At 71.0% G+C, this 22898-nt stretch carries 21 protein-coding genes; 17 read left to right on the forward strand and 4 right to left on the reverse strand.

All coding sequences use genetic code 11. The annotated features are described in order from the left end of the window. The 13 genes from DN771_RS27705 to DN771_RS27765 form a co-directional block, all read left to right on the forward strand. On the forward strand, positions 1 to 606 hold a 606-nt coding region (locus tag DN771_RS27705), incomplete at its 5' end, for an LLM class flavin-dependent oxidoreductase (RefSeq protein WP_117000820.1). Next, the gene (locus DN771_RS27710) at positions 606 to 2132 is read left to right on the forward strand and encodes an AMP-binding protein (RefSeq protein ID WP_117000821.1); all 1527 of its coding nucleotides are present in this window, start codon (positions 606 to 608) and stop codon (positions 2130 to 2132) included. The genes DN771_RS27705 and DN771_RS27710, both read left to right, overlap by 1 nt. Continuing rightward, positions 2116 to 2550: a Zn-ribbon domain-containing OB-fold protein gene (locus DN771_RS27715; protein ID WP_117000822.1), complete on the forward strand. Its 435-nt coding sequence runs from the start codon at positions 2116 to 2118 to the stop codon at positions 2548 to 2550. Before DN771_RS27710 ends, DN771_RS27715 begins: the two co-directional genes overlap by 17 nt. Continuing rightward, positions 2547 to 3689 carry a thiolase C-terminal domain-containing protein gene (locus DN771_RS27720; RefSeq protein WP_117000823.1) on the forward strand — a complete coding sequence of 381 codons (1143 nt, stop codon included), beginning with the start codon at positions 2547 to 2549 and terminating at the stop codon, positions 3687 to 3689. Before DN771_RS27715 ends, DN771_RS27720 begins: the two co-directional genes overlap by 4 nt. A gap of 22 nt (positions 3690 to 3711) precedes the next feature. Continuing rightward, positions 3712 to 4437 (forward strand): IclR family transcriptional regulator, encoded by a 726-nt coding sequence (locus DN771_RS27725; protein ID WP_162942499.1) that lies wholly within the window; start codon positions 3712 to 3714, stop codon positions 4435 to 4437. Between the two features lie 135 nt (positions 4438 to 4572). Next, entirely contained in the window at positions 4573 to 5682 is a 1110-nt protein-coding gene (locus DN771_RS27730; RefSeq protein WP_117000825.1) for an ABC transporter substrate-binding protein, read from the forward strand. Positions 5683 to 5719: 37 nt separating this feature from the next. After that, a complete protein-coding gene (locus tag DN771_RS27735; protein WP_117000826.1) occupies positions 5720 to 6550 on the forward strand; it encodes an ABC transporter ATP-binding protein in 831 nt (276 codons plus the stop codon). Then, complete coding sequence (locus DN771_RS27740; RefSeq protein WP_117000827.1) at positions 6550 to 7464, forward strand: ABC transporter permease; 915 nt, start codon at positions 6550 to 6552, stop codon at positions 7462 to 7464. The genes DN771_RS27735 and DN771_RS27740 overlap by 1 nt, the downstream gene beginning before the upstream one ends. Next, the gene (locus DN771_RS27745; protein ID WP_162942500.1) at positions 7461 to 8282 is read left to right on the forward strand and encodes an enoyl-CoA hydratase/isomerase family protein; all 822 of its coding nucleotides are present in this window, start codon (positions 7461 to 7463) and stop codon (positions 8280 to 8282) included. Before DN771_RS27740 ends, DN771_RS27745 begins: the two co-directional genes overlap by 4 nt. Further along, a complete protein-coding gene (locus DN771_RS27750; RefSeq protein ID WP_117000829.1) occupies positions 8279 to 10312 on the forward strand; it encodes an acetate--CoA ligase family protein in 2034 nt (677 codons plus the stop codon). The genes DN771_RS27745 and DN771_RS27750 overlap by 4 nt, the downstream gene beginning before the upstream one ends. Further along, positions 10293 to 11576 (forward strand): acyl-CoA dehydrogenase family protein, encoded by a 1284-nt coding sequence (locus DN771_RS27755; protein WP_117000830.1) that lies wholly within the window; start codon positions 10293 to 10295, stop codon positions 11574 to 11576. Before DN771_RS27750 ends, DN771_RS27755 begins: the two co-directional genes overlap by 20 nt. 2 nt (positions 11577 to 11578) lie before the next feature. Next, positions 11579 to 12820, forward strand: a complete 1242-nt coding sequence (locus DN771_RS27760; RefSeq protein ID WP_162942502.1) for an acyl-CoA dehydrogenase family protein — start codon at positions 11579 to 11581, stop codon at positions 12818 to 12820. Then, positions 12817 to 13866, forward strand: a complete 1050-nt coding sequence (locus tag DN771_RS27765; RefSeq protein WP_117000832.1) for a zinc-binding dehydrogenase — start codon at positions 12817 to 12819, stop codon at positions 13864 to 13866. The genes DN771_RS27760 and DN771_RS27765 overlap by 4 nt, the downstream gene beginning before the upstream one ends. Before the next feature lie 567 nt (positions 13867 to 14433). Here the strand turns inward: DN771_RS27765 and DN771_RS27770 are convergent. After that, a complete protein-coding gene (locus tag DN771_RS27770) occupies positions 14434 to 14691 on the reverse strand; it encodes a hypothetical protein (RefSeq protein WP_162942503.1) in 258 nt (85 codons plus the stop codon). 392 nt (positions 14692 to 15083) lie between these two features. Between DN771_RS27770 and rplJ the strand changes: the two genes are divergently transcribed. Together rplJ and rplL are read left to right on the forward strand one after the other, a co-directional pair. Further along, a complete protein-coding gene (gene rplJ / locus DN771_RS27775) occupies positions 15084 to 15623 on the forward strand; it encodes a 50S ribosomal protein L10 (protein ID WP_117000834.1) in 540 nt (179 codons plus the stop codon). Positions 15624 to 15680: 57 nt separating this feature from the next. Beyond that, the gene (gene rplL, locus DN771_RS27780; protein ID WP_117000835.1) at positions 15681 to 16064 is read left to right on the forward strand and encodes a 50S ribosomal protein L7/L12; all 384 of its coding nucleotides are present in this window, start codon (positions 15681 to 15683) and stop codon (positions 16062 to 16064) included. A gap of 121 nt (positions 16065 to 16185) precedes the next feature. Here the strand turns inward: rplL and araA are convergent, their stop codons facing one another. The 3 genes from araA to araB are packed head-to-tail and all read right to left on the reverse strand — an operon-like array spanning position 16186 to position 20095. Next, the gene (gene araA, locus DN771_RS27785) at positions 16186 to 17712 is read right to left on the reverse strand and encodes an L-arabinose isomerase (protein ID WP_117000836.1); all 1527 of its coding nucleotides are present in this window, start codon (positions 17710 to 17712) and stop codon (positions 16186 to 16188) included. A 44-nt stretch (positions 17713 to 17756) separates the two neighbouring features. Further along, on the reverse strand, positions 17757 to 18422 hold the full coding sequence (locus tag DN771_RS27790; RefSeq protein WP_205528807.1) for an L-ribulose-5-phosphate 4-epimerase: 666 nt from the start codon (positions 18420 to 18422) through the stop codon (positions 17757 to 17759). After that, positions 18419 to 20095 (reverse strand): ribulokinase, encoded by a 1677-nt coding sequence (gene araB / locus DN771_RS27795; RefSeq protein ID WP_117000837.1) that lies wholly within the window; start codon positions 20093 to 20095, stop codon positions 18419 to 18421. Before araB ends, DN771_RS27790 begins: the two co-directional genes overlap by 4 nt. 178 nt (positions 20096 to 20273) lie before the next feature. Between araB and DN771_RS27800 the strand changes: the two genes are divergently transcribed. Together DN771_RS27800 and DN771_RS27805 are read left to right on the forward strand one after the other, a co-directional pair. Next, complete coding sequence (locus tag DN771_RS27800; RefSeq protein WP_205528808.1) at positions 20274 to 21311, forward strand: ABC transporter substrate-binding protein; 1038 nt, start codon at positions 20274 to 20276, stop codon at positions 21309 to 21311. A gap of 21 nt (positions 21312 to 21332) precedes the next feature. Then, complete coding sequence (locus DN771_RS27805; protein WP_117000844.1) at positions 21333 to 22892, forward strand: sugar ABC transporter ATP-binding protein; 1560 nt, start codon at positions 21333 to 21335, stop codon at positions 22890 to 22892. The last annotated feature ends 6 nt before the right edge of the window (positions 22893 to 22898 follow it).

Here is a 22898-nt window from a genome sequence, read left to right on the forward strand (position 1 = left end):
CGCGCCGATGCGCCGGCCGGCGTGCCGCTGAACGTCGCCGCCGGCGGGCCCCGGGGAGCCGCCCTCGCCGGCCGCGTCGCCGATGGACTGGTGGCCGGTGCGGGTCGCGACGCCGGCCTGCTGCGCCGGCTGCACGACGCCGCGCTCGCCTCGTCGGTCACCGGCGACGTCGAGCTCTGGGCGTCGCTACGTGTGGCCGTCGGCGGCGACTCGAGCCACGTCGCGGCACTCCGCCGAGCGATGGCGCCGCGGGCGGCCAGCGCCGCCCGGTTCAACTTGGCCGGGGTCACCGCCGACGAGATCGAGGCTCGTGGTGTCCCTCGCCGCCACGCCGACCGCTTGGCGGGGGCGTTCGCCGAGTACGACTTCGAATGGCACGGCCGGGCGGCGTCGGAGAACCCGAACCGTCTCCTCCTCGACGACGATCCCGAGCTGGAGGAGTACCTCGTCGACCGGTACGCCGTGATCGGCACCGTCACCGACGTGGCGGCACGGCTCGCCGAGCTCGACGGTGCCGGCGTGACCGGCGTGTTCGCGTCCGTGCTGTTCGAAGACCCGATCCCCGAGATCGAACGCCTGGGCCGTGCCCTTGCGGAGGTGCGGTGATGTCCGGCCGGGGCGTCGCGGGGTTCTACGCGTTGGCCCGGGAGCAGCGCGACGACGTGGCCGTCATCGAGGTCGACACCGGCGCGTCGGTCACGTTCGGCGAGCTCGCCGACCGCGTCGATCGTCTCTCGAGGGCCATCGAGCGCCGCGTCGATCCCGGCGGCGGCGTGGCCGTCGTCCTGCCCAACGGCATCGCCGCCCTCGAGGTGGAGCTCGCCTGCGCCCAGCTCCCCGTGTACTTCACGCCGATCAACTGGCACCTCGCCCCGCCCGAGATCGCCTACATCCTCACCGACTCGGGCGCGTCGCTCGTGATCACGACCGAGGAACACGAGATCGCCGTGCGCGCTGCGTTCGACGCGGCGGGGCGCGACGCCGAGCAGCTGATCGTCGGCCGCCGGGGACTCGACGCCATCGCCGGCGGGCAGGCCGAGGGGCCACCGGCGCGCCGGGGCACCGGGCAGCGGATGCTCTACACGTCGGGGACCACGGGACGTCCGAAGGGGGTCCGGCGGCCGCTCCCGGTCGGCGTGCCCGAGGACAACCTCGGCCTGCTCGCTGCCCGTGCCGCCCTCTACGGCGTCGACCATCCCGACGGTGTCCACCTCGTCACGGCGCCGATGTATCACGCCGCGCCCGGCGCCTACGCGATCCAGGCGCTGCACCTCGGTCATCGCGTGGTCGTCATGACGGCATGGACGCCCGAGGCGACGCTCGAGCTGATCGAGACCCACCGGGTCACGCACACATACATGGTGCCCACCATGTTCAGCCGCCTGCTGGCGCTCCCGGTGGATCAGCGACGCGAGGCCGGCGTCGCCAGCCTGCGCAGCGTCGTGCACACCGCCGCCCCGTGCCCGGTTCATGTCAAGCAGGCGATGATGGATTGGTTCGGACCGATCCTCTACGAGATCTACGGCGGCACCGAGGGCGGTGCCACCATCGCGGCACCCGACGAATGGCTCGCGCATCCCGGCACCGTCGGCCGGGCTCGCAGTGGTGTCACCATCCGCATCCTCGACGACGACGGCAACGAGCTGCCGCCGGGCGAACCCGGCGCCGTGTACATGTCCATCCCCGCTCAGCGCTTCGCCTACCTCAACGATCCGGAGAAGACGGCGTCGAGCCGGCGTGGCGAGTTCTTCACGCTCGGCGACATCGGCTACCTCGACGACGAGGGCTATCTCTACCTCTGCGACCGGGCCGCCGACGTCGTCGTGTCGGGTGGCGTGAACATCTATCCCGCCGAGGTGGAGTCCGCGCTCCTGGAACATCCGGCGGTCACCGACGCGGCCGTGATCGGGGCACCCGACGACGACTGGGGGGAACGACCCGTCGCCCACGTCGTCACGTCGTCCGCCGTGAAGGCCGATGAGTTGATCGCCCACTGCCGGGCACTGATCGCCGGCTACAAGTGCCCGCGTGAGATCCGCTTCCGGGACGAGCTGCCGCGAAGCGACGTGGGCAAACTGCTGCGGCGCACCCTGCGCGAGGAGGAGTGGGTGGGCCATGACCGTCGCCTCTGACGCCGTCCGGCCCGATGGGTCGTCCAAGCCCCGGCCGATCCCCACGCCAGAGACCCGCCCCTACTGGGAGGCGGTCAACGACGGTCGGCTCACCCTGCCGCGATGTGACGCCTGCGGGACATGGATGTTTCCGCCGCGTCCGCGTTGCGCGGCCTGCGGCGGCTCCACGTCCTGGCACGAGCTGTCGGGACGCGGCACGCTCGCCTCGTACGTCATCTCGCATCGCCCCGGCCCCGGCTGGCAGCCCGACGAGGTGCCCTTCGTCATCGCCCTCGTCGAGCTGGACGAGGGTGTCCGGATGATGTCCAACCTCGTCGACGTCGCTCCCGACCCGGCCGCGCTCGCCCTCGACATGCCCCTCGTCGTGACGTTCGTCGACCGCGATGGGCAACGCCTGCCCGTCTGGAGGCCGGCGTGACCGAAGCGACGGCCGTGATCGTCGGGGCTGCGGAGAGCGACGATCTCGGACGCGCCCCGGACACGTCGGCCATCGAGCTGCACGCCCAGTCGATCCGCAACGCCCTCGCCCAGTGCGGACTGTCGACGGACGACGTCGACGGGTTGGCGACGGCGCGGATGTCTCCGGTCGAGGTGGCGCACTACGCCGGCATCCGCCCGCGCTGGATCGACGGGACGAACGTCGGAGGCTGCTCGTACCTCCTGCACGTCCGGCACGGCGTCGCCGCGCTGGCGGCCGGGCACTGCTCGGTGGCGGTCGTGGCCCACGGCGAGTCGGGTCGATCGGGTGTGGGCCATCCGCCCCGTCCGGTCGACCTCGTCAGCGCGGCCGGCCAGTTCGAGCGGCCGTACGGGGTGAGCGGTCCGCCGACCGCGTTCACCCTTCCGGCGATGCGCTTCCTCCACGAGACCGGCACGACGCACGAACAACTGGCATCGGTGGCCGTCGCCCAGCGCCGCTGGGCGGCGCGCAACGGGCGGGCGACGATGCGCGAACTCATCACCGTCGACGATGTGCTCGCCTCCCGCCTCGTCGCCTATCCGTTCCACCTGCTGGAGTGCTGCCTGCGCAGCGACGGCGGCGGTGCCCTCGTCCTGACGACGGCCGAGCGGGCGGCCGACCTCGACCTGCGCTGGCCGGCGGTCACGGTGCTCGGCGGAGGCGAGGCCCTCGACGCACCCGCTGTGTCGATGATGGACGACCTCACGCGATCCATCGGGTTCCGGCGCGCCGGTGCCGACGCCTTCGCCTCCGCGGGGATCGGTCCGGCCGACGTCGATCACCTCATGGTGTACGACGCCTTCGCCCACCTGCCGCTCTACGGGCTCGAGGATCTCGGTTTCGTGGGTCGGGGCGAGGCCGGCCCCTTCGTCGAGGCCGGCGAGACGAGCCCCGGCGGTCGGTTGCCGATGAACACCAATGGCGGCGGGCTGTCCTACGTTCACACCGGGATGTACGGGATGTTCGCCATCCAGGAATCGGTCCGCCAGTTGCAGGGTCGCGCCGACGCTCAGGCCGGCTCGCCCGACGTGGCCTTCGTCCTGGGTGCCGGGGGCATGTTCGCCTCGGCAGCGGCGCTGGTGCTCGGTCGCGCGTGATCGGCAGGGAAGAATCGTCTTCGTGAGCGCCGACGGATCGATCAACCGGACCCTGCGAGTGTTGGTCGCCTTGTGCGAGCACGGACCGCAGTCTCTGGCCGAGCTGTCCGAACGGGTGGGCTTAAGCCCACCGACCACGCTGCGGTTCCTCCGGCTCATGCGCGACGAGGGGTTCGCGTCGCAGGACGCCAACCGGCAGTGGCGACCGACCTTGCTGACGTGGCGGCTCGGTTGTGCCGTCGTTGACGGCGACGGCTGGCGCGACGCCGTGAACGACGCGCTGCGCATCGCCACCGAGACGATCGGGGAGACCACGGTCTACGCCGCCTACGAGGATGGTTGGGCCGTGTACGTCGCCATCGCCGAACCGAGGCGGGCGCTGCGGACGCACGTCGCGCTCGGCAGCCGGTATCACGCGGCCGACACGGTGACCGGGCAGTGCATGCTGGCGTTCCGACCCGAGTCCGAGGTCGAAGAGGTGATGGCAGAGCATTGGGGCGGCCGGTGGAAGGGAGCGGCGAGGACCGGCTTCCTCGACGCCCTGGAGACGATCCGGGCCGACCGCTCGGCCGCCGGTTCGGGTGCCGGGCTGTGGTCGGGGCTCTGGGGTGCGGCGATCCCGATCTTCGGTCGCGGGGGCGAGGTTCACGGTTCCATCGGGACCGTGCTGCCGGCCGGGCGTCTGCCCGCCGATCCGACGTCGGTGGTCGACGCGCTGCGCGCGGCGGCGCGCAATCTCACCGGCTGACGTGCGACCAGGACGTGCGCTGCGGGAGGCCCTTGCCCGCGCCCGCCGTTCTCACTAAGATTTCTGTGGATCGAAGTAGATTTCACTGAATCGAATCACGATCAGGTCTACCGGTCGTCAATCAGGGGGAAGCCGATGAACAGATGGGGACGAGTGGTAGCCGTCGCGGCGGGCGCCGGACTGGCGTTGTCGTACGGCGTGGCCAGCGCGGGCACCGAGCCCGATGACACCGCTGCGGAGGCCGCAGCATCAGAGGCGCCGGCCGGGAGCGCCGCTCCTGCCGGCGAGTGCCCGGCGCCGATCGAGGGCACCGAAGACGTGGTCATCTCGATCTCGCGGCCGATCCTGGCCTTCGCTCCGGTCCTCCTGGCCATGCAGAACGGGGCGTTCGAGGAGGCCGGGCTCAATGTCACGATCGAACCGCTCGCGGCCGCCGAGGCCCTGGCGCCGTTGTCGCAAGGCCGCATCGACGCCTCGCTCACCAGCTACAGCGCCGGCTACTTCAATGCGGTCGACAGCGGCATCGACCTGCGCTGGGTGATGCCCGGCTACGACGCCAACGCCGACTCCCAGGAGGGCTACTGGGTGCGCACCGACGTGGTCGGCGACGGCGAGGAGATGGACATCGCCGCCCTGGCCGGCGAGACGATCGGGTCGCCCACCGCCGGCATGGGCGCCGGCGGCCTCATCCTCGCCCAGAAGCTCGAGCCCGTCGGGCTGGGCCTGTCCGACATCACGCTCACCCAGCTCGCCGGCACCGACGCCTTGGTCGCCTTGGAGAACGGTGCCGTCGCCGCCACGTGGCTGTCCGACCCGATCTGGGTCGAGGCCCAGGACAACCCCGACCTGCGCTACCTCGGTGGCTACGGTCCCGGCATCAACGGCAGCGGGCTGGTGGTCGGGCCCAGCTTCCTCGAGCGGCCCGAGGTGCTGGTCACGTTCCTTCGAGTCGTCAGCGAGACGTCGGCCGCTCACCTCCAGGAGGGATTCCTCGAGAACGACGAGGTCGTCGCCCACCTCGCCACTGCGCTCGACACCACACCCGAGGCGCTCCAGGCCGGACTCCCGCTGGGTTTCGACCCGACACTGAACATGGACGGCGCCGTCGAGTTCCTCGACGAGCTGCAGGCGTTGATGCAGGAGCAGGGCGTGCTCGAGTACGACGAGCTCATCCCCGGCGCCGAGTTGATCGACGACTCGTTCGCCGTCACCGCGGCCGCTTGCGCGGCAGCACCGGCGGCCTGATCATGATTCGCCGATCGGGCCGAACGAAGCTGGAACCATGAGCCTGACGAGTCACCCGACCGGCACACCGGCCGACGCCAAGGTCACCGTCCGTGCTGTCAGCCGCACCTTTCATCGCGGCGGCAGCACGACGGTGGCGCTCGAGGCCGCCAACCTCCACATCGGGCGCGGCGAGTTCGTGTCGCTCGTCGGACCGTCGGGTTGCGGCAAGTCGACGTTGCTCCGGATGATCGCCGGGCTGTTGCGGCCGTCGTCCGGCGAGATCGACATCCACCACGACGACACGAGTCGTTCCCTGTGCTCGGTCGTGTTCCAGGAGTACAGCATCTTCCCGTGGCGCACGGTCACGGCGAACGTCCGGCTCGGGCTCGACGCCGCCGGCATCCCTCGGAAGGTCGGCAACGCCCGGGCTGCCGACTGGATCGAGCGGGTGGGTCTGACCGGGTTCGCCAAGGCCTATCCCGCAACGCTGTCGGGTGGCATGAAGCAGCGTGTCGCCCTTGCCAGGGCGTTGGTGATGGAGCCCGAGCTCCTGCTCATGGACGAGCCGTTCGCCGCGCTCGACGCCCAGCTGCGCAAGGTGCTGCAGGACGAGCTGGTGGCGATCTACGAGACGCTCGGCAACAGCGTGCTGTTCGTCACCCACAGCATCGAGGAGGCCATCTTGTTGAGCGATCGCATCGTGGTGATGAGCGCCCGGCCCGGCCGGTTCAAGGCCGAGTTCACCGTGCCGTTCGAACGTCCACGCGACGTGGCGATCCGCTCGTCGGCGGAGTTCGGGGCCCTCGAGGAGGAGATCTGGGCGCTGCTCCGGGACGAGGTCCTCGCCGCGGCGGCCGACGAATCGATGGCTGGGGCGCCGGCGTGATGACCGTCGGTGAGACCCGCGGCGACTCGACCGCTCCTGTCGCCGGGCGGGAGGGACGCGGGACGGCTCCCCGCTCCGTCGCTCCGGCGGTCGTCCAGCGCCGCCCCGGGCGCGCCGAGCGAGACCACGCCGGCTGGGTGCGCCGCGATCGCGCGCTGCAACGTGTGCTCGCCCTCGCGCTTCCGATGCTGCTGCTGGTGTTCTGGGAGGTCGGGGCCCACCTCGAGTGGTTCGACCAACGGTTCTTCAGCCGGCCGTCGGCGATCTGGACCCGCGGCGTCGATCTCGTCCGTGAGGGCGAGTTGCAGCGACAGCTCGGCATCACGACGCGCCGCCTGCTGCTCGGCTACTTCCTCGGTGCCGGCGCGGGGATCCTGCTCGGGCTGGTGATGAGCCAGTTCCGCCTGGCCCGGGCAGCCGTCGAACCGACGTTGCGCGCGCTCTACGTCATTCCCAAGCTGGCCCTGCTGCCGATCCTGCTGCTGGTGTTCGGTCTCGGTGAGATGCCCAAGGTGCTGTTCGTCGCCCTCGGCGTGTTCTTCATCCTCGCCTTCAGCACGCTCAGCGCCGCGTCGATGGTGCCCGGTGCGTATCACGAGGCGGCCTCGGCCTATGGCCTGTCCCGGCTGCAGAGGTTCCGGTGGGTGGTGCTCCCCGGCGCGCTCCCGCAGATCGTCGCCGCGATGCGGCTGGCGTCCGGCATCGGCGTGCTGCTCGTGGTCGCCTTCGAGTTCGTCCGCAGCAACGACGGCATCGGTTACCTCACCTGGCACGCCTGGGAGCTGTTCGTCGCCGACGAGATGTACGTCGGCATCGTCACGATCGCCATCTTCGGGGTGCTGTTCAGCGCCCTCATCGGCGCGGTCGGCAATCGCCTCTGCCCGTGGGCCGAAGACCACGGTGGTCGCGCGTGACCGCGTCGAGCGGTGCGCCGCGCCACGTGACCGTCGAGCGGGACGGGCCGGTGGGGATCGTCGTGCTCGACCGTCCGGATCGGCGCAACGCCTACACGCCGCACATGGCGGTGCAGCTCGGTGCCGCCCTCGTCGACCTCGACCGCGACGACTCGATCCGCGTCGCCGTGGTCACCGGCCGCGGCGAGCACTTCAGCGTCGGCGCCGACCTCGACATCGACTGGCGCGACCCGTCCGTGCACGGTGCCGAGGATCTCAGCGATCCATCGACGGCACCGTGGAACCTCGCCACGCCGATCATCGGCGCCATCAACGGCGACGCCATCGGCGTGGCGCTGACGTGGGCGATGCAATGGGACATCCGCTTCGTCGCCGAGGACGCCCGCATCGCCTTCTCGTTCAACCGCGTCGGCATCATGCCGGACCGCAACTCGCTGTGGTTGCTGCCCCGGCTCGTCGGGCTGTCGACGGCGATGGATCTGCTCCTCACCGGCCGCACGATCGATGGTGCCGAGGCCCACCGCATCGGGCTGGTGTCGCGAGCGCTGGCGGCTGGCGACGTCCTCGACGCGGCGGTCGCCGCCGCCCACGACATCGCCGCCAACTGCGCTCCGGTCTCCACCACCGCGACCAAGCGACTGATGTACGAGTTCCTCGGTGAGACCGACCGGATCCACGCTTACAACCACGAGCGGCGCGTGCTCAACTGGGTGCGCACGCAGGGGGAGACCCTTCGTGGCATCACCGCGTTCAAGGAGCGGCGGGCGCCCGAGTGGGGAACGACGAAATCGACGGTGATCCCGCCGGAGCTCAAGTGACGTCGACCGAGCGCGACGCGGCATCGGACGCGCGGCTGTCCCTCGATCGCCTGCTGGAGCCGCGGACCATCGCGATCGTCGGCTCCGTGTCGAGACCGGATCGGATGGGCGCCCGGACGGTGCGCCACCTCCAGGAGGCAGGGTTCGGTGGTGATGTGCGCGCCGTGTCCGACGTCGCCGAGTTGGCCGGCCGGGGACCGATCGACGTCGCCGTCGTCGCCGTTCCCGCCGCGGCCGTCGGCGACGTGCTGGAACGGTTGGCGTCGTCGACCGCCCACGCCGTCGTCTACAGCTCGGGGTTCGGCGAGACCGGCGCCGAACCGCTGCGTCGTCCCCAGCGCCCGATGCGCGTGCTCGGGCCCAACACGGTCGGGTTCATGTGGGCCCGCTCGCGCGCCGTGGTCACCTTCGCCCAGGCGTTCGATGATCACCGCATCGGCGAGCGGCGATCCGGCGTCGTGTTGCTGTCGCAGAGCGGGGCGTTCGGAGTGCGCCTCGTACGCGCAGCGCGGCGACGCGGGTTGGAGCTGGACGGCTTCGTCGGCACCGGCAACGAGGACGACTACGGCGTGGCGGCGATCCTCGACGCGTTGGCTGTCGACGAACGGCTCCGGCCCCGCGTCGCCCTGCTGTACCTCGAGGGCGTGGGTCGCGATGGCGAGCTCGCCGCGTCGTTGGCCGCCGCGGCCGATGCCGGGATCACCGTGGTGACGCTCGTCGGGGGTCGTTCCTCGGCTGCCGCGGCAGCGGCGCGCTCACACACCGCTGCGGTCAGCCCCGACCACGCCGTGCTCTCCGAGCTCGTGCGCTGGCACGGTGGACTCACCGTCGCCGGAGACCGGCAGCTGGTCGACGCGGCCATCGCCCTCTCGGCCGGCCGCCGGGCTGCCGGCCGCCGCTGGGCGGTGCTCACCGGATCGGGCGGCGCCGGTGTCGTGGCCGCCGACCTCCTCGCCGACGCCGACATAGAGATCGCGCCGCTGACCGAGGCCACGAGGGCGCGTTTGGCCGCCACGCTGCCCTCGTTCGCCAACACCGCGAACCCGGTGGACGTGACGGCCTCAGCGATCGCCGACACGCCGCTTTTGGCCGGCCTCGTCGACGTGTTGGCGACGAGCGGCGAGGTGGATGGAGCGCTGGTCGTCGGTCGTGCCGAGCAGGCCGGCCCGCTGCAGGCCGCGTCCGATGCCGCCGGATTCAGCATCGTCACCGCTGTGCTCGACGGCGACGCCACGGTGGAGCGAGAGGCCGCCGAGCGCGGGGAGCTCGTGCTCGGCGATCTGACCGCGGCCGTCAACGCCTCTGCCGCCCTGGCCACGGACCCGATGCCCATGGCCGATCGCATCGACCGGGACGCGGCGTCAGCCGGGCTTCGGCGTGGTGCGCTGTGCGTCGACGATGTGGCGACCAGCATGCGGCTCGTCTCCGAGGCCGGCGTCCGGGTGGCGCCGTGGGCGACGGTGGCGACGGACGCCGAGGCGTTGACCTTCCTGCGCGAGGCGTCGGGACCGGTGGTGCTCAAGGCCAACGTCGCCGCCGCCGTGCACAAGGCGGGGATCGGCGCTGTCCGCCTCGACCTCTTCGAGGATGACGCGGTGACCGCTGCGCTCGGCGAGCTGCTCACCTTCGCCCCGTCCGCTTTGATCGCCCGCCAGCTGCGCGGCACACCGGAGTTCATCGTCGGCGTCCAGCGCGACGACGCCCTCGGCCTCGTCGCCGCGATCGGCCTCGGCGGCGGCTCGGTCGAGCTCACGGGGCGCACCGTGTCGATACCGGCTCTCGCCTCCGCCGGTTGGATCGCCGAGCGGGTCGAGCGCACGATCCTGCGCCGGGACGAACGGCATCGGCACCTCGCCGGCCCGCTCGCCGCCGTCGCCCGCCGCCTCACCACCCTCGTCGTCACCACCGGGGCCGTGCTCGTCGAGTGCAACCCCCTCGTCCCGACCGCCGACGGACTCGTCGCCCTCGACGCACGCGTCGTCGGCCCCGCTCACAAGGAGCACGCAATCGATGGCCACCGAGATGGTTGACGCAACCGGGTACTTCGACGAGGAGGCCGAGGTCTGGCATCCCGTCGACGACGTGCCGCCGCTCGACCTGGCCGCCGCGCCGTGGAACGAACTGTCGCCCTCCGAGCAGGAGCTGGTCGTCAAGGCACGGCAGATCTCCCACGAGGAGCTCGCTCCGTGGGCGGCGGTCTGGGACGAGGAGGAACGTTTTCCCGACCGCTCCTACGACGTGCTCCGCGAGGCCGGCCTCCTCGGCCTGACGGTCCCGTCCGAGTTCGGCGGCGGCGGGCTCGGCGTGATCGCCGGGTGCCTGGTCGTCGAGCAACTGGCCCGCAGTTGCGTGTCGAGTGCGATGATCGCCCAGGCGTTCCTCAATGGTCCGTGGCGCGCCGTCTACGTGCTCGGCACCCCCGATCAGCACGAGCGCTACCTCCCCGGCGTCGCCGCCGGTACCCGCCACTTCGCCATCGCCATGAGTGAGCCCGGCGCCGGCTCGGCCGGGACCGATCTCCGCGCCGAACTGCGCCCCGACGGCGACGGCTTCCGCCTGTACGGCGCGAAGTGCTGGGTCACCGGGGGGCGCGAGGCGGACACCACGGTCGTGTTCTGCCGGGCCCCGGGAACGCACGGGCCGCGTGGCATCGGCGCCGTGCTGGTGAACCGCGGGGCCGAGGGTGCGGCCGAGCCGGTCGTCGATCCCAAGATGGGGTTCCGCGGCGTCGCCGAGGCGACGTTGCGGTACGACGGTGTCCACATCCCGGCCGCCGACGTGCTCGTCCCGCCCGACCCGCAGTCCAAGCGTGGTGCCGAGATCCTCGTCAACCAGTTCAATCCGGAACGTTGCGGCAACGCAGCGATGACGACGGGCATCGGCCAGGCCGCCCTCGACGCGGCGGTGGCCCACGTTCGCCGGCGCCGGCAGTTCGGCCGGTCGCTGTCGGAGTTCCAGGGGATCCAGTGGATGCTCGCCGACATGGCCCTCGACGTGGAGACGTCGCGACTGCTCACGTGGCGGGCCGCCCGCTCGACTGACGCGTCCGGCTTCCCCGAGCAGCGGGCGACGGTGATGGCCAAGCTGCACTCGAGCGAGATGGTCCAGCGCGTCACCAATCAGGCGATCCAGCTGCATGGTGCCCGCGGCTACTCGCGACGGTGGCCGCTCGAGCGCTACTTCCGTGACGCCCGCGGCCTGACGATGGGCGGAGGCACGTCGCAGATCATGCGCAACCTCCTCGGTGGCATCGTGCTCGGGGAGCGCCACAGCCAGCGCGGACGAGTGAAGTGACGGTGGCGGCGTCCAGCGTCGGCGCGGCTGCGGAGTTCGAGACCTGGCTGCGTGCCGAGTTGCCGGCGGAGTGGATCTCCGCGGTCGACGGCGGCGACGCCGCGGCGCTGGAGCGGTTGAGCGCGGGGCCCGACGGCGACGTCGCGCTCGAGGCGGCCGCCGCGGCGGGATGGCTCGTTCCCGACTGGCCGGTGGAGTACGGCGGCCGCGGCCTCGACGGTGACGGCGCATCAGCCGTGAAGGCCATGCTGCGGCGCTGGCGGGTCGGCGACGTGCGGACGGCGATCGGCACGGCGTGGGTCGGCCCGACCGTCCTGCAGTGGGGCACCGACGAGCAACGCCGGCGCTACCTGCCGGCGATCGCCAGGGCCGAGGAGTTGTGGTGCCAGTTGTTCAGCGAGCCCGACGCCGGTTCCGACCTCGCCGCCCTGCGGACCGCCGCCCGTCGTGACGGCTCGGAGTGGGTGATCACCGGGACGAAGCTGTGGACGAGCCGGGCCGACATCTCCCGGCGCGGCCTGCTGATCGCCCGGTCCGATGCCTCGGTGCCCAAGCACGCCGGTATGACGGCCTTCTGCCTCGATCTGCGCCTCCCCGGGGTGACGATCCGCCCGATCCGCCAGATGACGGGCGACAGCGAGTTCTTCGAGATCGTCCTCGACGACGTGCGCCTCGGCGATGGCGACCGCCTCGGTCCCGAGGGCGGCGGTTGGGACGTGTGCCGCACGGCGCTGTCGTTCGAGCGCGTGGCCGGATCGGGCGTCGGTGCCGCCCCGCCCGGCTCGGTCGTCGGACGCGACGTGGCCCAGCTGCTCGGCCGGCACGGACCCGGCGCCGACCGTGTCGCACGAGACCGGCTCGTGCGGATGTGGATGGAGGCGACCTTGATCCAGCTCGGCAATCGCCGCGTCGCCGCCGGCCGGCAGGCCGGGCGCGTCATCGGTCCGGAGGGATCGGTGACCAAGGTGCTCCAGGCCGAGCACACCAAGCGCCTGCAGCGGCTCTTCGTCGACCTGGCCGGACCGGCCGGCGTGGCGTGGCCCGACGGCGACGACTGGGCGATGCCGAACGCCTGGGCGTTCCTGCGCGTGCAGGCCAAGACGATCGCCGGCGGCACGTCCGAGGTGTTGCGCAACCAGCTCGCCGAGCGGGTGCTCGGTCTGCCGCGTGACGACGACCCGTCCCGCAACGTCCCGTTCCGCGAGGCGGCGACCACGCGTCGCGAGGCGGTGGCCAGCCGATGAGGGCGGCGATCTGGACGGGTGAAGCACTCGAGGTGCACGGCGACGTCGACGTGCGGCCACCCGGCGACGGTGAGGTCCTGGTCGAGATCGCCGCCGCCGGGTTGTGCCACAGCGACCTCAACCCGATGACCGGCTCCTATCCCCAGCCCGTCCCCGCCGTGCTCGGGCACGAGGCCGTCGGGCGCGTGGTCGACGGCGCCGCCCACCTCGTCGGGCGCCGCGTGGTGCTGACGCCGATCGTGGCGTGCGGGTCGTGCCCGCGCTGCCGCGGCGGATCGCCGACCACGTGCACCACGCCGCCACCGCCGCGGCCTCCCGTGTTCTCTCGGAGCGGGTCGACGGTGCATCAGTTCGTCAACCTCGGTGCCTTCACCGAGCGCACGGTCGTGCTGGCCTCACAGGTCGTCGCCGTACCCGACGACCTCCCCGACGCCGAGGCCGCGCTGCTCGGCTGCGCCGTCGTCACCGGGGTCGGTGCAGTGGAACGGGCGGGGGTCGTGGCCGGCGAGACGGTGCTCGTCACGGGCGCCGGCGGCATCGGCCTCAACGCCGTGCAGGGTGCCCGCCTCGCCGGTGCCCGGCGGGTGATCGTCGCCGACCGCAACCCGGCCAAGGAGGCGATCGCCCGCCGCCTCGGCGCCACCGACTTCATCGTGGTGGGGGAGGCGGGGCTCCCGGCTGCGCTGGCCGACGCCGATGTCGATCCGGTCGACGCGGCGATCGAGTGCACCGGCAACGTCGGCGTGCTCGAGGCGTCGATCGGCGCGCTCGGCCGCGGCGGGAGGGTGGTGATCGTCGGGCTCCCCGGCGCCGGCGAGGCGATGACCGTGCCCGTCCGCTCGCTGTTCCACGACAAGGCGATCCTCGGGTCGCGGATGGGGTCGGTCGATCCCCACACGGCGATCCCGCGCCTGGCCGCTCAGGCCGTCGCCGGTGACCTCCAACTCGCTCCGCTGGTCAGCAGGGTCGTGCCCCTCGAAGCGATCGCCGGCCTCGTCGACGACCTCGAGCACGGCCGCCTCGACCGCGGCCTCCTCCACCTCTGACCCGAAACCACGATTCTCAGGCGTCTCCGGTCGCGAAACCGGGCGCTCCTGCTTCTTTCGTGGGTTCTGATCGGTGGAAGTGCGTACGGGGTGGGCCTCGGGGAGCGCGCTGGGTCGGCACTTCGGCGGGGCCGTCGCGCCTCGCCGCAGGTCGGCTGTGTCGCCGGTGACGGCTGCTGCTCCGAAGGTGAGGTGATCGACGTCAGTGGCCGGGTGCAAGCCGGACACGTCGAGAATCTGGGGCTCGATCGTGCCACTCGGTGGTCTGGGGCGGGATCGTGACGAAAACCGTCACGATCCAGCCCCCGAAACATCCCCACGAGCCGCGCCGGCGTCGAGACCCCGAGGTCGGTGACCGAGAGTGCGGCAACCGCAACCGGCGACCCAAACCGCCCCGTCGCACCGACAAGGTGCCGGCGTCCGACGACCGACGACGGCACTCCAGTCTCAGGAGCAGACCATCGTGCCGCAGCACAGCGATCACACCTTGACCTGACCCACACGTCCGACAAGGCCGTCGGAATCGCGACCAGGGCGGTACAAGAACCGTCGACGGGCGGTCGAGGCTCAGGCGCGAGGACCGGTCGGCGGCCCCCACGGCTGTCCGCCACCCATCGGGGGCGGAGGAGGCGGCGGACCGGGCGGGCCCGGCGGCAGCTTGATCGTCACGCTGACCGTGATGTCGCCGCGGCGGCGCGGCTTGCGCAGGATCCACTCGTGCGGCGTCTGCGACTCGACCACGAAGTCCTGGCGGGCGAGGTTGTCGGCGAGCGCGGCGGCGTGCACCTCCGTCTCGGCGACCACCCTGCGATGTTCCGCTGCCATCGGCAGCGAAGCGTAGGCGGATCCACGTCCGGCGGCCCAGCGAGGTGAGGACGGTTCCTGTGCTTCTCGGGTTGCGCTATTGCAACCGGAGACGGCTGAGAATCGAGTTTGCCGGTTCGTGTACTGCTGGCGTCGCGATTTCGCGACCGTGGACGCCTGAGAATCGGGTTTTGGGGGTGGGGCGGTAGCGTGTCAGGTCGACATACACAACGGTCGCTCGCCGTAGACCGCTGGTCCGCACTCCCCTCGGGGAAGCGGAGAATGGGATCCGTCCCGCCAGCCGAGGTGCTCGCCCTTTCGCCGGTCGGCTCGCGCCTGCGAGCCCCCGTTCGGGATGGCGCTCGCATCATCTGCGAGCACCCCGAACGACACCGAAAGGAGGTGTGCACCATATGACCACCACGACCGATCCCCGTCCGGAGAAGGTTGCCGTCGTCGCCGAGATCGTCGGCAAGCTGACGTCGGCTCCCGCCGTCTTCGTGTCGGAGTACCGCGGCATGACCGTGTCCGGCCTGGCCGCCCTGCGCGGCGAGCTGCGCAAGGCCGGTGCCGAGCACAAGGTCTACAAGAACACGCTGGCCCGTCTCGCTGCACGCGAAGCCGGACTCGACGTCCTCGAGGAGTTCCTCGTCGGCCCGACGTCCATCACCTTCGCCGGCGACGACACCGTCGGCGCGGCCAAGGCCCTCAACACGGCCAGCAAGGCGAACCCGCTCCTCATCGTCAAGGGAGGAGCGCTCGGCACGGCCGCCATGACTGCTGCGGACGTCAAGGCTCTTGCCGACCTGCCGTCGCGCGAGGAACTGCTGGCGATGTTCGCCGGCGCCTTGCAGGCCCCGCTCGTCAAGACCGCCGGCTTGTTGCAGGCCCTGCCCCGCAACTTCGCCTACGGCCTGTCGGCCCTCATCGATCAGCAGTCGGCGGCGGCGTGATCCACGCCCCGCTGCAATCCACCCAAACTCTCAACTTCTCAACAAGGAAAAACCATCATGGCGAACACCACTGAGATCCTCGATTCGATCTCCGCCCTCACCGTTCTCGAGCTCAAGGAGCTCCTCGACGCCTTCGAAGAGCGCTTCGGCGTGACGGCTGCCGCTCCGGTCGCCGTTGCCGCAGCCGCCCCGGCCGGTGGCGGCGGCGAGGCCGCTGCTGCCGAGGAGCAGGACGAGTTCGACGTCGTCCTCACCGACGCCGGCGCCCAGAAGATCCAGGTCATCAAGGCCGTCCGCGAGCTCACCAGCCTCGGCCTCAAGGAGGCCAAGGACCTCGTCGACGGCGCCCCCAAGCCCGTCCTCGAGAAGGCCACCAAGGAGGCCGCCGAGGCCGCCAAGGCCAAGCTGGAAGAGGCCGGCGGTTCTGTCGAGCTGAAGTGATTCACGCCGCCCGACCCGGGCGGTGATGCACTCCCGACGGGGTGCCGGCTGGACCGTGCGGTCCGACCGGCACCCCGTCGTCGTTTTCCGGGAAAGGGGGACGAGCCCGGAACCCGATGGGTCAGAGCGGCGCGGCGAGGCGGTAGTACGCCTGGTTCCAGCGCAGCTCGTTGGTGAGCGATCGGGTCGTCGTGTCCGCGTCGATCCGGACGAGCTCGACCCGCAACATCTCCCCGAGGTCCACCATCGACTCCACGTCGACCGAGGTGCTGAGCGCGGTGTGGTGAGGACCTCCGGCCCGCAACCAGCTCTCCAGCGCTGTGGGCAGGTCGGGACGCGGCGTCCACACGGCGTGGGCGACGGGCAGGGCGGGCATCGGCTCGTCGGGTTCCACGAGATCGATCTCGTTGAGCACCAGCCGGAACCGCTCGCCGAGATCGCTGAGCCCGACCACGAAGCCCTGTCCGACATCGGCGGTGAACACCAGGCGCACCGGATCGGCGCGGTTGCCGATCGACAGCGGGTGGACCTCGACGCGCGGTGTCGACGTCGTGATCGAGGGGCAGACCTCGAGCATGTGGGCGCCGAGCACCCTCGGTTCTCCTGGCCCCAGGTGGTACGTGTAGTCCTCCATGAACGACGTCCCGCCGGCGCCGGTGCCCATCGTCTTCAGGGCACGCACCAGGGCCGCCGTCTTCCAGTCGCCCTCGCCGCCGAAGCCGTAGCCATCGGCCATCAGGCGTTGCACCGCCAGGCCCGGCAGCTGTCGAAGACCTCCGAGATCCTCGAACGTCGTGGTGAAGGCGTCGAACCCGCCGCCTTCGAGGAACTCGCGTAGACCCGCTTCGATCCGGAGCCCGTCCCGCAGCGATGCAGCTCGATCGGCACCCGGGCGCAACTCGGCGGCGACGTCGTATGTGTCGAGGCACTCGGTCACGAGATCGTCGACGACGCCGTCGGGCACCTCGTCGACGACGGCGACGAGGTCGTTGACGCCGTAGGTGTTGACGGAGATGCCGAAGCGATGCTCGGCCTCGACCTTGTCGCCCTCGGTGACGGCGACGTTGCGCATGTTGTCGCCGAAGCGGGCCATCCGCATGCGGCGCATCGTCGTGGCGCCAACCGTCGCGGCCACCCACGCCTGGACGCGACGTTGCACGACCGGGTCGTCGACGTGTCCGGCCACCGTCTTGCGCACGACCCCGAGGCGGGTCTGGAGATGAGCGAACTCCCGGTCACCATGGGCGGCCTGGTTGAGGTTCATGAACTCCATGTCGATCGTCGACCACGGCAGTTCGCGGTTGGCCTGGGTGTGCAGGTGGAGGAGCGGCTTGCGGAGCTCGTCGAGCCCGTGGATCCACATCTTCGCCGGTGAGAACGTGTGCATCCATGCGGCGACGCCGATGCAGTCGTCGTCGCCGTTGGCGTCGAGGCAGGCGCGGCGGATGGCCGACGACGTGGTGAGGACGGGACGCCACACGATCTCCACCGACTGCGTCGCGCGCCCGAGGCGGGCAACGATCTCGCGTGACTGGCGCTCGACCTGGGCGAGGGTCTCGGCCCCATAGAGGTCCTGGCTCCCGGTGAGGAACCAGATCTGCGGGACGCCCCCATCGGGGAGGCGGCCGGTGGACAGCGGGCGGGGCATCGCGATGGGCTCCTTGGGCAGGTGGGTCGGCAGGCGGGCGGCGGTCAGCCCTGGCCGTAGTCGTTCTGGTAGCGGGCGTACAGCGAGTCGACGTCGTCGGCGGCGATCGGCAGCGGCGACCCGAGCTGGCGAACGAGATGAACCGTGCGGGCGACCTCCTCGCACATGACAGCCGACTTGACGGCCGCTCTCGGCGTCGCCCCGATGGTGAACACGCCGTGGCTGGCGAGCAGGACGGCGGTCGAGCGGTGGCCGCGCAGCGTGTCGACGATCGCCGCACCGATGTCCTCGCCGCCGATCAGGGCGAACGGGCCGATCGGGATCTCGCCGCCGAACTCGTCGGCCATCATCGTCAGGACGCACGGGATCGCTTCGCCCCGGCTCGCCCAGGCGGTGGCGTAGGGCGAGTGGGTGTGGACCACGGCGCCGACGTCGGGCAGGTGGCGATAGACGTAGGCCGACGCCGCCGTGTCCGACGACGGGCGCAGGTCCCCCTCGACGACGTTGCCGTCGAGATCGCACACGACCATCTTGTCGGGCGTCAGCTCGTCGTACGAGACGCCGGACGGCTTGATCACCAGCAGCTCGGCGCCGGGCACGCGCGCCGAGATGTTGCCGGCGGTCCAGACGACCAGGCGGTAGCGGACGAGCTCGGCGTGGAGCACGGCGAGCTCCTCCCGCAGGCGGCTGATCTCGGCGGCGACCGTCACCGCCCGCTCCCCACCAGGGCGCGACGACGGATCTGCTTGAGCCGCCGCATCGCCGTGCTCGCGCCGCGTCCGAAGTGGTCGTGGAGGGCGGTGTACTCGGCGAACAGCTCGTCGTAGCGATCGGCATTGGTGCCGATCGGCTCGTACGACGAGGGCGCGAGGCGGCCCATCGACTTGGCGGCGGTCGGGACGTCGGGATAGGCGCCGGCGGCAACGGCGGCGTGGATCGCCGAGCCCAGCGCCGGACCCTGGGCGGAGCCGATCACCGACAGCGGCCGGCGCAGCACGTCGGCGTAGATCTGCATCAGCAGCCCGTTGCCGGTCAGTCCGCCGGCCACGATGAACTCGTCGACGGGGACACCGGCCGACGTGAACGCGTCGACGATGGTCCGCGCGCCGAAGGCCGTCGACTCGAGCAGCGCGCGGTAGATGCTCGCCGGCCGCGTCGCGAGGCTGAGGCCGACGATGAGGCCGGACAGCTCGTGGTCGACGAGGACCGAGCGGTTGCCGTTGAGCCAGTCGAGGGCGACGAGGCCGTGCTCGCCGACTGCCTCGTCGGCAGCCAGGGTGCTGAGGTGCTCGTGGACGCCGAGACCGGCATCGGCGGCTGCCGCGGCGACGTCAGCGGGAACGCAGTTGTCGACGAACCAGGCGAAGATGTCGCCGACGCCGCTCTGGCCGGCCTCGTATCCCCAGAGACCCTCGACGATCCCGCCGTCGACCACCCCGCACATCCCCGGGACGTCCCGACGTTCGACACCGTTGAGCACGTGGCACGTGGAGGTGCCCATGATGGCGACCATCCGGCCGGGCTCGACCACGCCGGCCGCCGGCGCCGTGACGTGGGCGTCGACGTTGCCGACGGCGACGGCGATCCCCTCGCGCAGCCCGAGGCGTTCCGCCATCGTGGCGGTGAGGACGCCCGCGCGATCGCCGAGGCGGCCGAGCGGTTGGTCGAGCTTGTCGTCCACGAAACCGGCGAAGCCCGGATCGAGCGCGGCGAGGAAGTCGCGGCTCGGGTAGGCGCCATCCTGGAGAATGCCCTTGTAGCCCGCTGAACAGGCGTTGCGCAGGTAGTTGCCACAGAGCTGCCACGTGATCCAGTCGGCGGCTTCCACCCAGCGCTCCATCGCCGCGAAGAGCTCGGGGTCGCCGTGCAGGAGTTCGAGGCCCTTGGCGAACTCCCATTCCGCCGAGATCAGACCGCCGTACCTGGCCAGCCACGACTCGCCCCGCGCCCGCGCCGTCTCGTTGATGAGGTCGGCGTACGGCTGGGCGGCGTGGTGCTTCCACAGCTTGACGTAGGCGTGTGGCCGGTCCTCCCAGCCGTCGACCTGGCACAGCGGCGTCCCGTCGGCGAGCGTCGGCACCATCGTGCACGCCGTGAAGTCGGTGGCGATGCCGATCACGGTCGTGGCGTCGATGCCTGCGTCGACGATCGCTCCGCGGACGGAGGCGACGAGGGAGTCCACGTAGTCCCGCGGGTCCTGGAGCGCCCACTCTGGAGGGAGGGCCGCACCGCTGCTGGCCAGCACGGTGTCCATCACGCCGCTGGCATACGGGGCGACTGCGGTGCCGAGCTCCCGGCCGTCGTCGACGGCGACGACCACCGCCCGGGCGCTGAGCGTGCCGAAGTCCACCCCGATGACGGCGCTTCCCCCGGCGGTCCCCATGCCCGACACTGTGAACGCTAACAATCTCGCCTGTCAAGCCTTGACCGATTCAAGTGTGAGCGTTAACAATGACGCAGGGCCACCGGCCCGGTCGACATGGGGGAAGCTTCGAGCCACGCAGGGGGAGCGAGGGCATCCGTGTGCCGGCCTCGCGTCACAGCAACGGGAGGACACTCGAGTGATCAATCAGAAGCTCAAGGCATCGGCGGTCGCGCTGGTGCTGGCCGCAGGTGCCGCGGCCACCGCAGGCGCTGCGGCAGCCAGTACCGCCCCGCCCGGCACCGCCGGCGGAGACGACACTGCGGCGGCGGGCTCGGCGCCGGAGATCGTCATCCCCGATCTCAGCGAGTACACGATCGGGTTCGCCCAGGTCGGCGCCGAGAGCGGGTGGCGTACCGCCAACACGCAATCCATCCAGGCCGCGGCCGAAGAGGCGGGGGTCGAGTTGATCTTCACCGACGCCCAGGGCGAGCAGGAGAACCAGGTCGAATCGATCCGCCAGTTCATCGAGCAGGGGGTCGATCTGATCGCCTTCTCGCCCGTGGTCGAGACCGGCTGGGACGCCGTGTTGCTCGAAGCACGGGATGCCGGCATCCCCGTCGTCCTCACCGACCGGGCCATCGACTCCGAGGAGGAGGGTCTCTACGTGACGTTCCTCGGCTCCGACTTCGTGCAGGAAGGCGAGTGGGCCGGTGAGTGGGTCCTCGAGGAGTTCGCCGACGCCGATCACGTCAACATCGTCGAGCTCCAGGGCACGACCGGTTCGGCGCCGGCGATCGACCGGGCCGAGGGCTTCCGCAACGTCGTCACCGACGAGCGCTTCGAGATCATCGCCTCGCAGACGGGCGACTTCACCCGTGAGGGCGGCAAGGAAGTGATGGAGGCGTTCCTCCAGTCCAACGACGACATCGACCTCGTCTTCGCCCACAACGACGACATGGGTCTCGGCGCAATCCAGGCGATCGAGGCGGCCGGCTTCGTGCCGGGTGAGGACATCAAGATCGTGACCATCGACGCCGTGCACGACGGCATGGAGGCCCTCGCCAACGGTTCGATCAACTTCATCGTCGAGTGCAACCCGCTGCTCGGACCACAGCTGATGGCCATCGCCGGCAGCGTCCTGGCCGGTGAGGAGGTGCCCGAGCGCATCGTCACCATCGAGCGCACGTTCACCCAGGAAGAGGCCGCCGAGGCGCTGCCCGACCGCCAGTACTGATCGGACGACGATCCCGTCATGATGAACGGCACCGTCACGACGACAACCGACCCCTCGCCGGTGGTCGAGCTGCGCGGCGTGACGGTGTCGTTCCCTGGCGTCCTGGCCCTCGACGATGTGTCGCTGCGGCTCTTCCCGGGTGAGGTGCACGCCCTGCTCGGCGAGAACGGTGCCGGCAAGTCGACACTGATCAAGGCGTGCACGGGCGTCTACCGCCTCGATGCCGGCGAGATCGTCAAGGACGGCCGGCGGCTCGAGATCCGCAGCCCCATCGAGGCCCGGTCCGCCGGCATCAGCACCGTGTACCAGGAGGTCAATCTCGCCGCCAACCTCTCGGTGGCCGAGAACGTGATGCTCGGCCGCGAGCCGCGACGCTTCGGGAGGATCAACTGGCGCCAGACCCGGCGGCGGGCGGCAGAGGTCCTCGAGCGGCTCCACCTCGACATCGACCCGGCGTCGCCGTTGGAGAGTCATTCGATCGCCGTCCAGCAACTCGTGTCGATCGCCCGGGCGGTCGAGGTCGACGCCCAGGTGCTCATCCTCGACGAGCCGACGTCCAGCCTCGACGCCCGCGAGGTCGACGAGCTCTTCGAGGTCGTCGACCGGGTGCGCGCCAACGGGGTGGCGGTCGTGTTCGTGACCCACTTCCTCGATCAGGTGTACCGCATCGCCGATCGCATCACCGTGCTGCGCAACGGGCGTCTCGTCGGCGAGTACCTCACGGCCGACCTGCCGCGCGTGCAACTCGTGTCCAAGATGATCGGCCGCGAGCTCGAGAGCCTCGATGCGCTCGAGCATCGTGTGCGCACCAGCACGGCCGCGGCGGCGGTACCGTGGCTCACCGCTCGTGATCTCGGGCGACGAGCCGGCGTCGCTCCGCTCGATCTCGAGGTCCGTTCCGGTGAGGTGCTCGGGATGGCCGGCCTGCTCGGCTCGGGCCGCACCGAGACCGCTCGCATGCTGTTCGGTGCCGACCCCGTGGACAGCGGAACGATCACGATCGACGGCGAGCCCGTGAAGGTCCGTAGCCCGCGTGCCGCTCTCGACCACGGCATCGTGTACGCGTCCGAGAACCGTCGCTCTGAGGGGCTCGTCGGCAACCTCTCGGTGCGCGCCAACATCGTCCTGGCGATGCAGTCCCGACGAGGCTGGGCCCGGAGGATCCCGCGTCGCCAGCAGCTCGAGTTCGTCGATCGGTACATCGCTGCGCTCGACATCCGTCCGGCCGATCCCGAAGCGATCGTCGCCAACCTCTCCGGCGGCAACCAGCAGAAGGTGCTCCTCGCCCGCTGGCTGCTCGTGCAACCCAAACTGCTGCTCCTCGACGAGCCGACGCGCGGCATCGACGTCGGCGCCAAGGCCGAGATCCAGCGGCTCGTGGCGTCGCTCGCCGAGGACGGGCTGTCGGTGCTGTTCATCTCGGCCGAGCTCGAGGAGGTACTACGGATGTCGCACCGGCTCGTCGTGATGCGGGATCTGCGCAAAGTGGCCGACCTCGTCAACGAGGGGACGACCGAGACCGAGCTGATGCGCATCATCGCCGAAGGCGCTGGCGTCGTGGCCGCCGAGAGCAAGGAGTGAGGACGC

The organism is Desertimonas flava, from assembly GCF_003426815.1.
Taxonomy (GTDB): domain Bacteria; phylum Actinomycetota; class Acidimicrobiia; order Acidimicrobiales; family Ilumatobacteraceae; genus Desertimonas; species Desertimonas flava.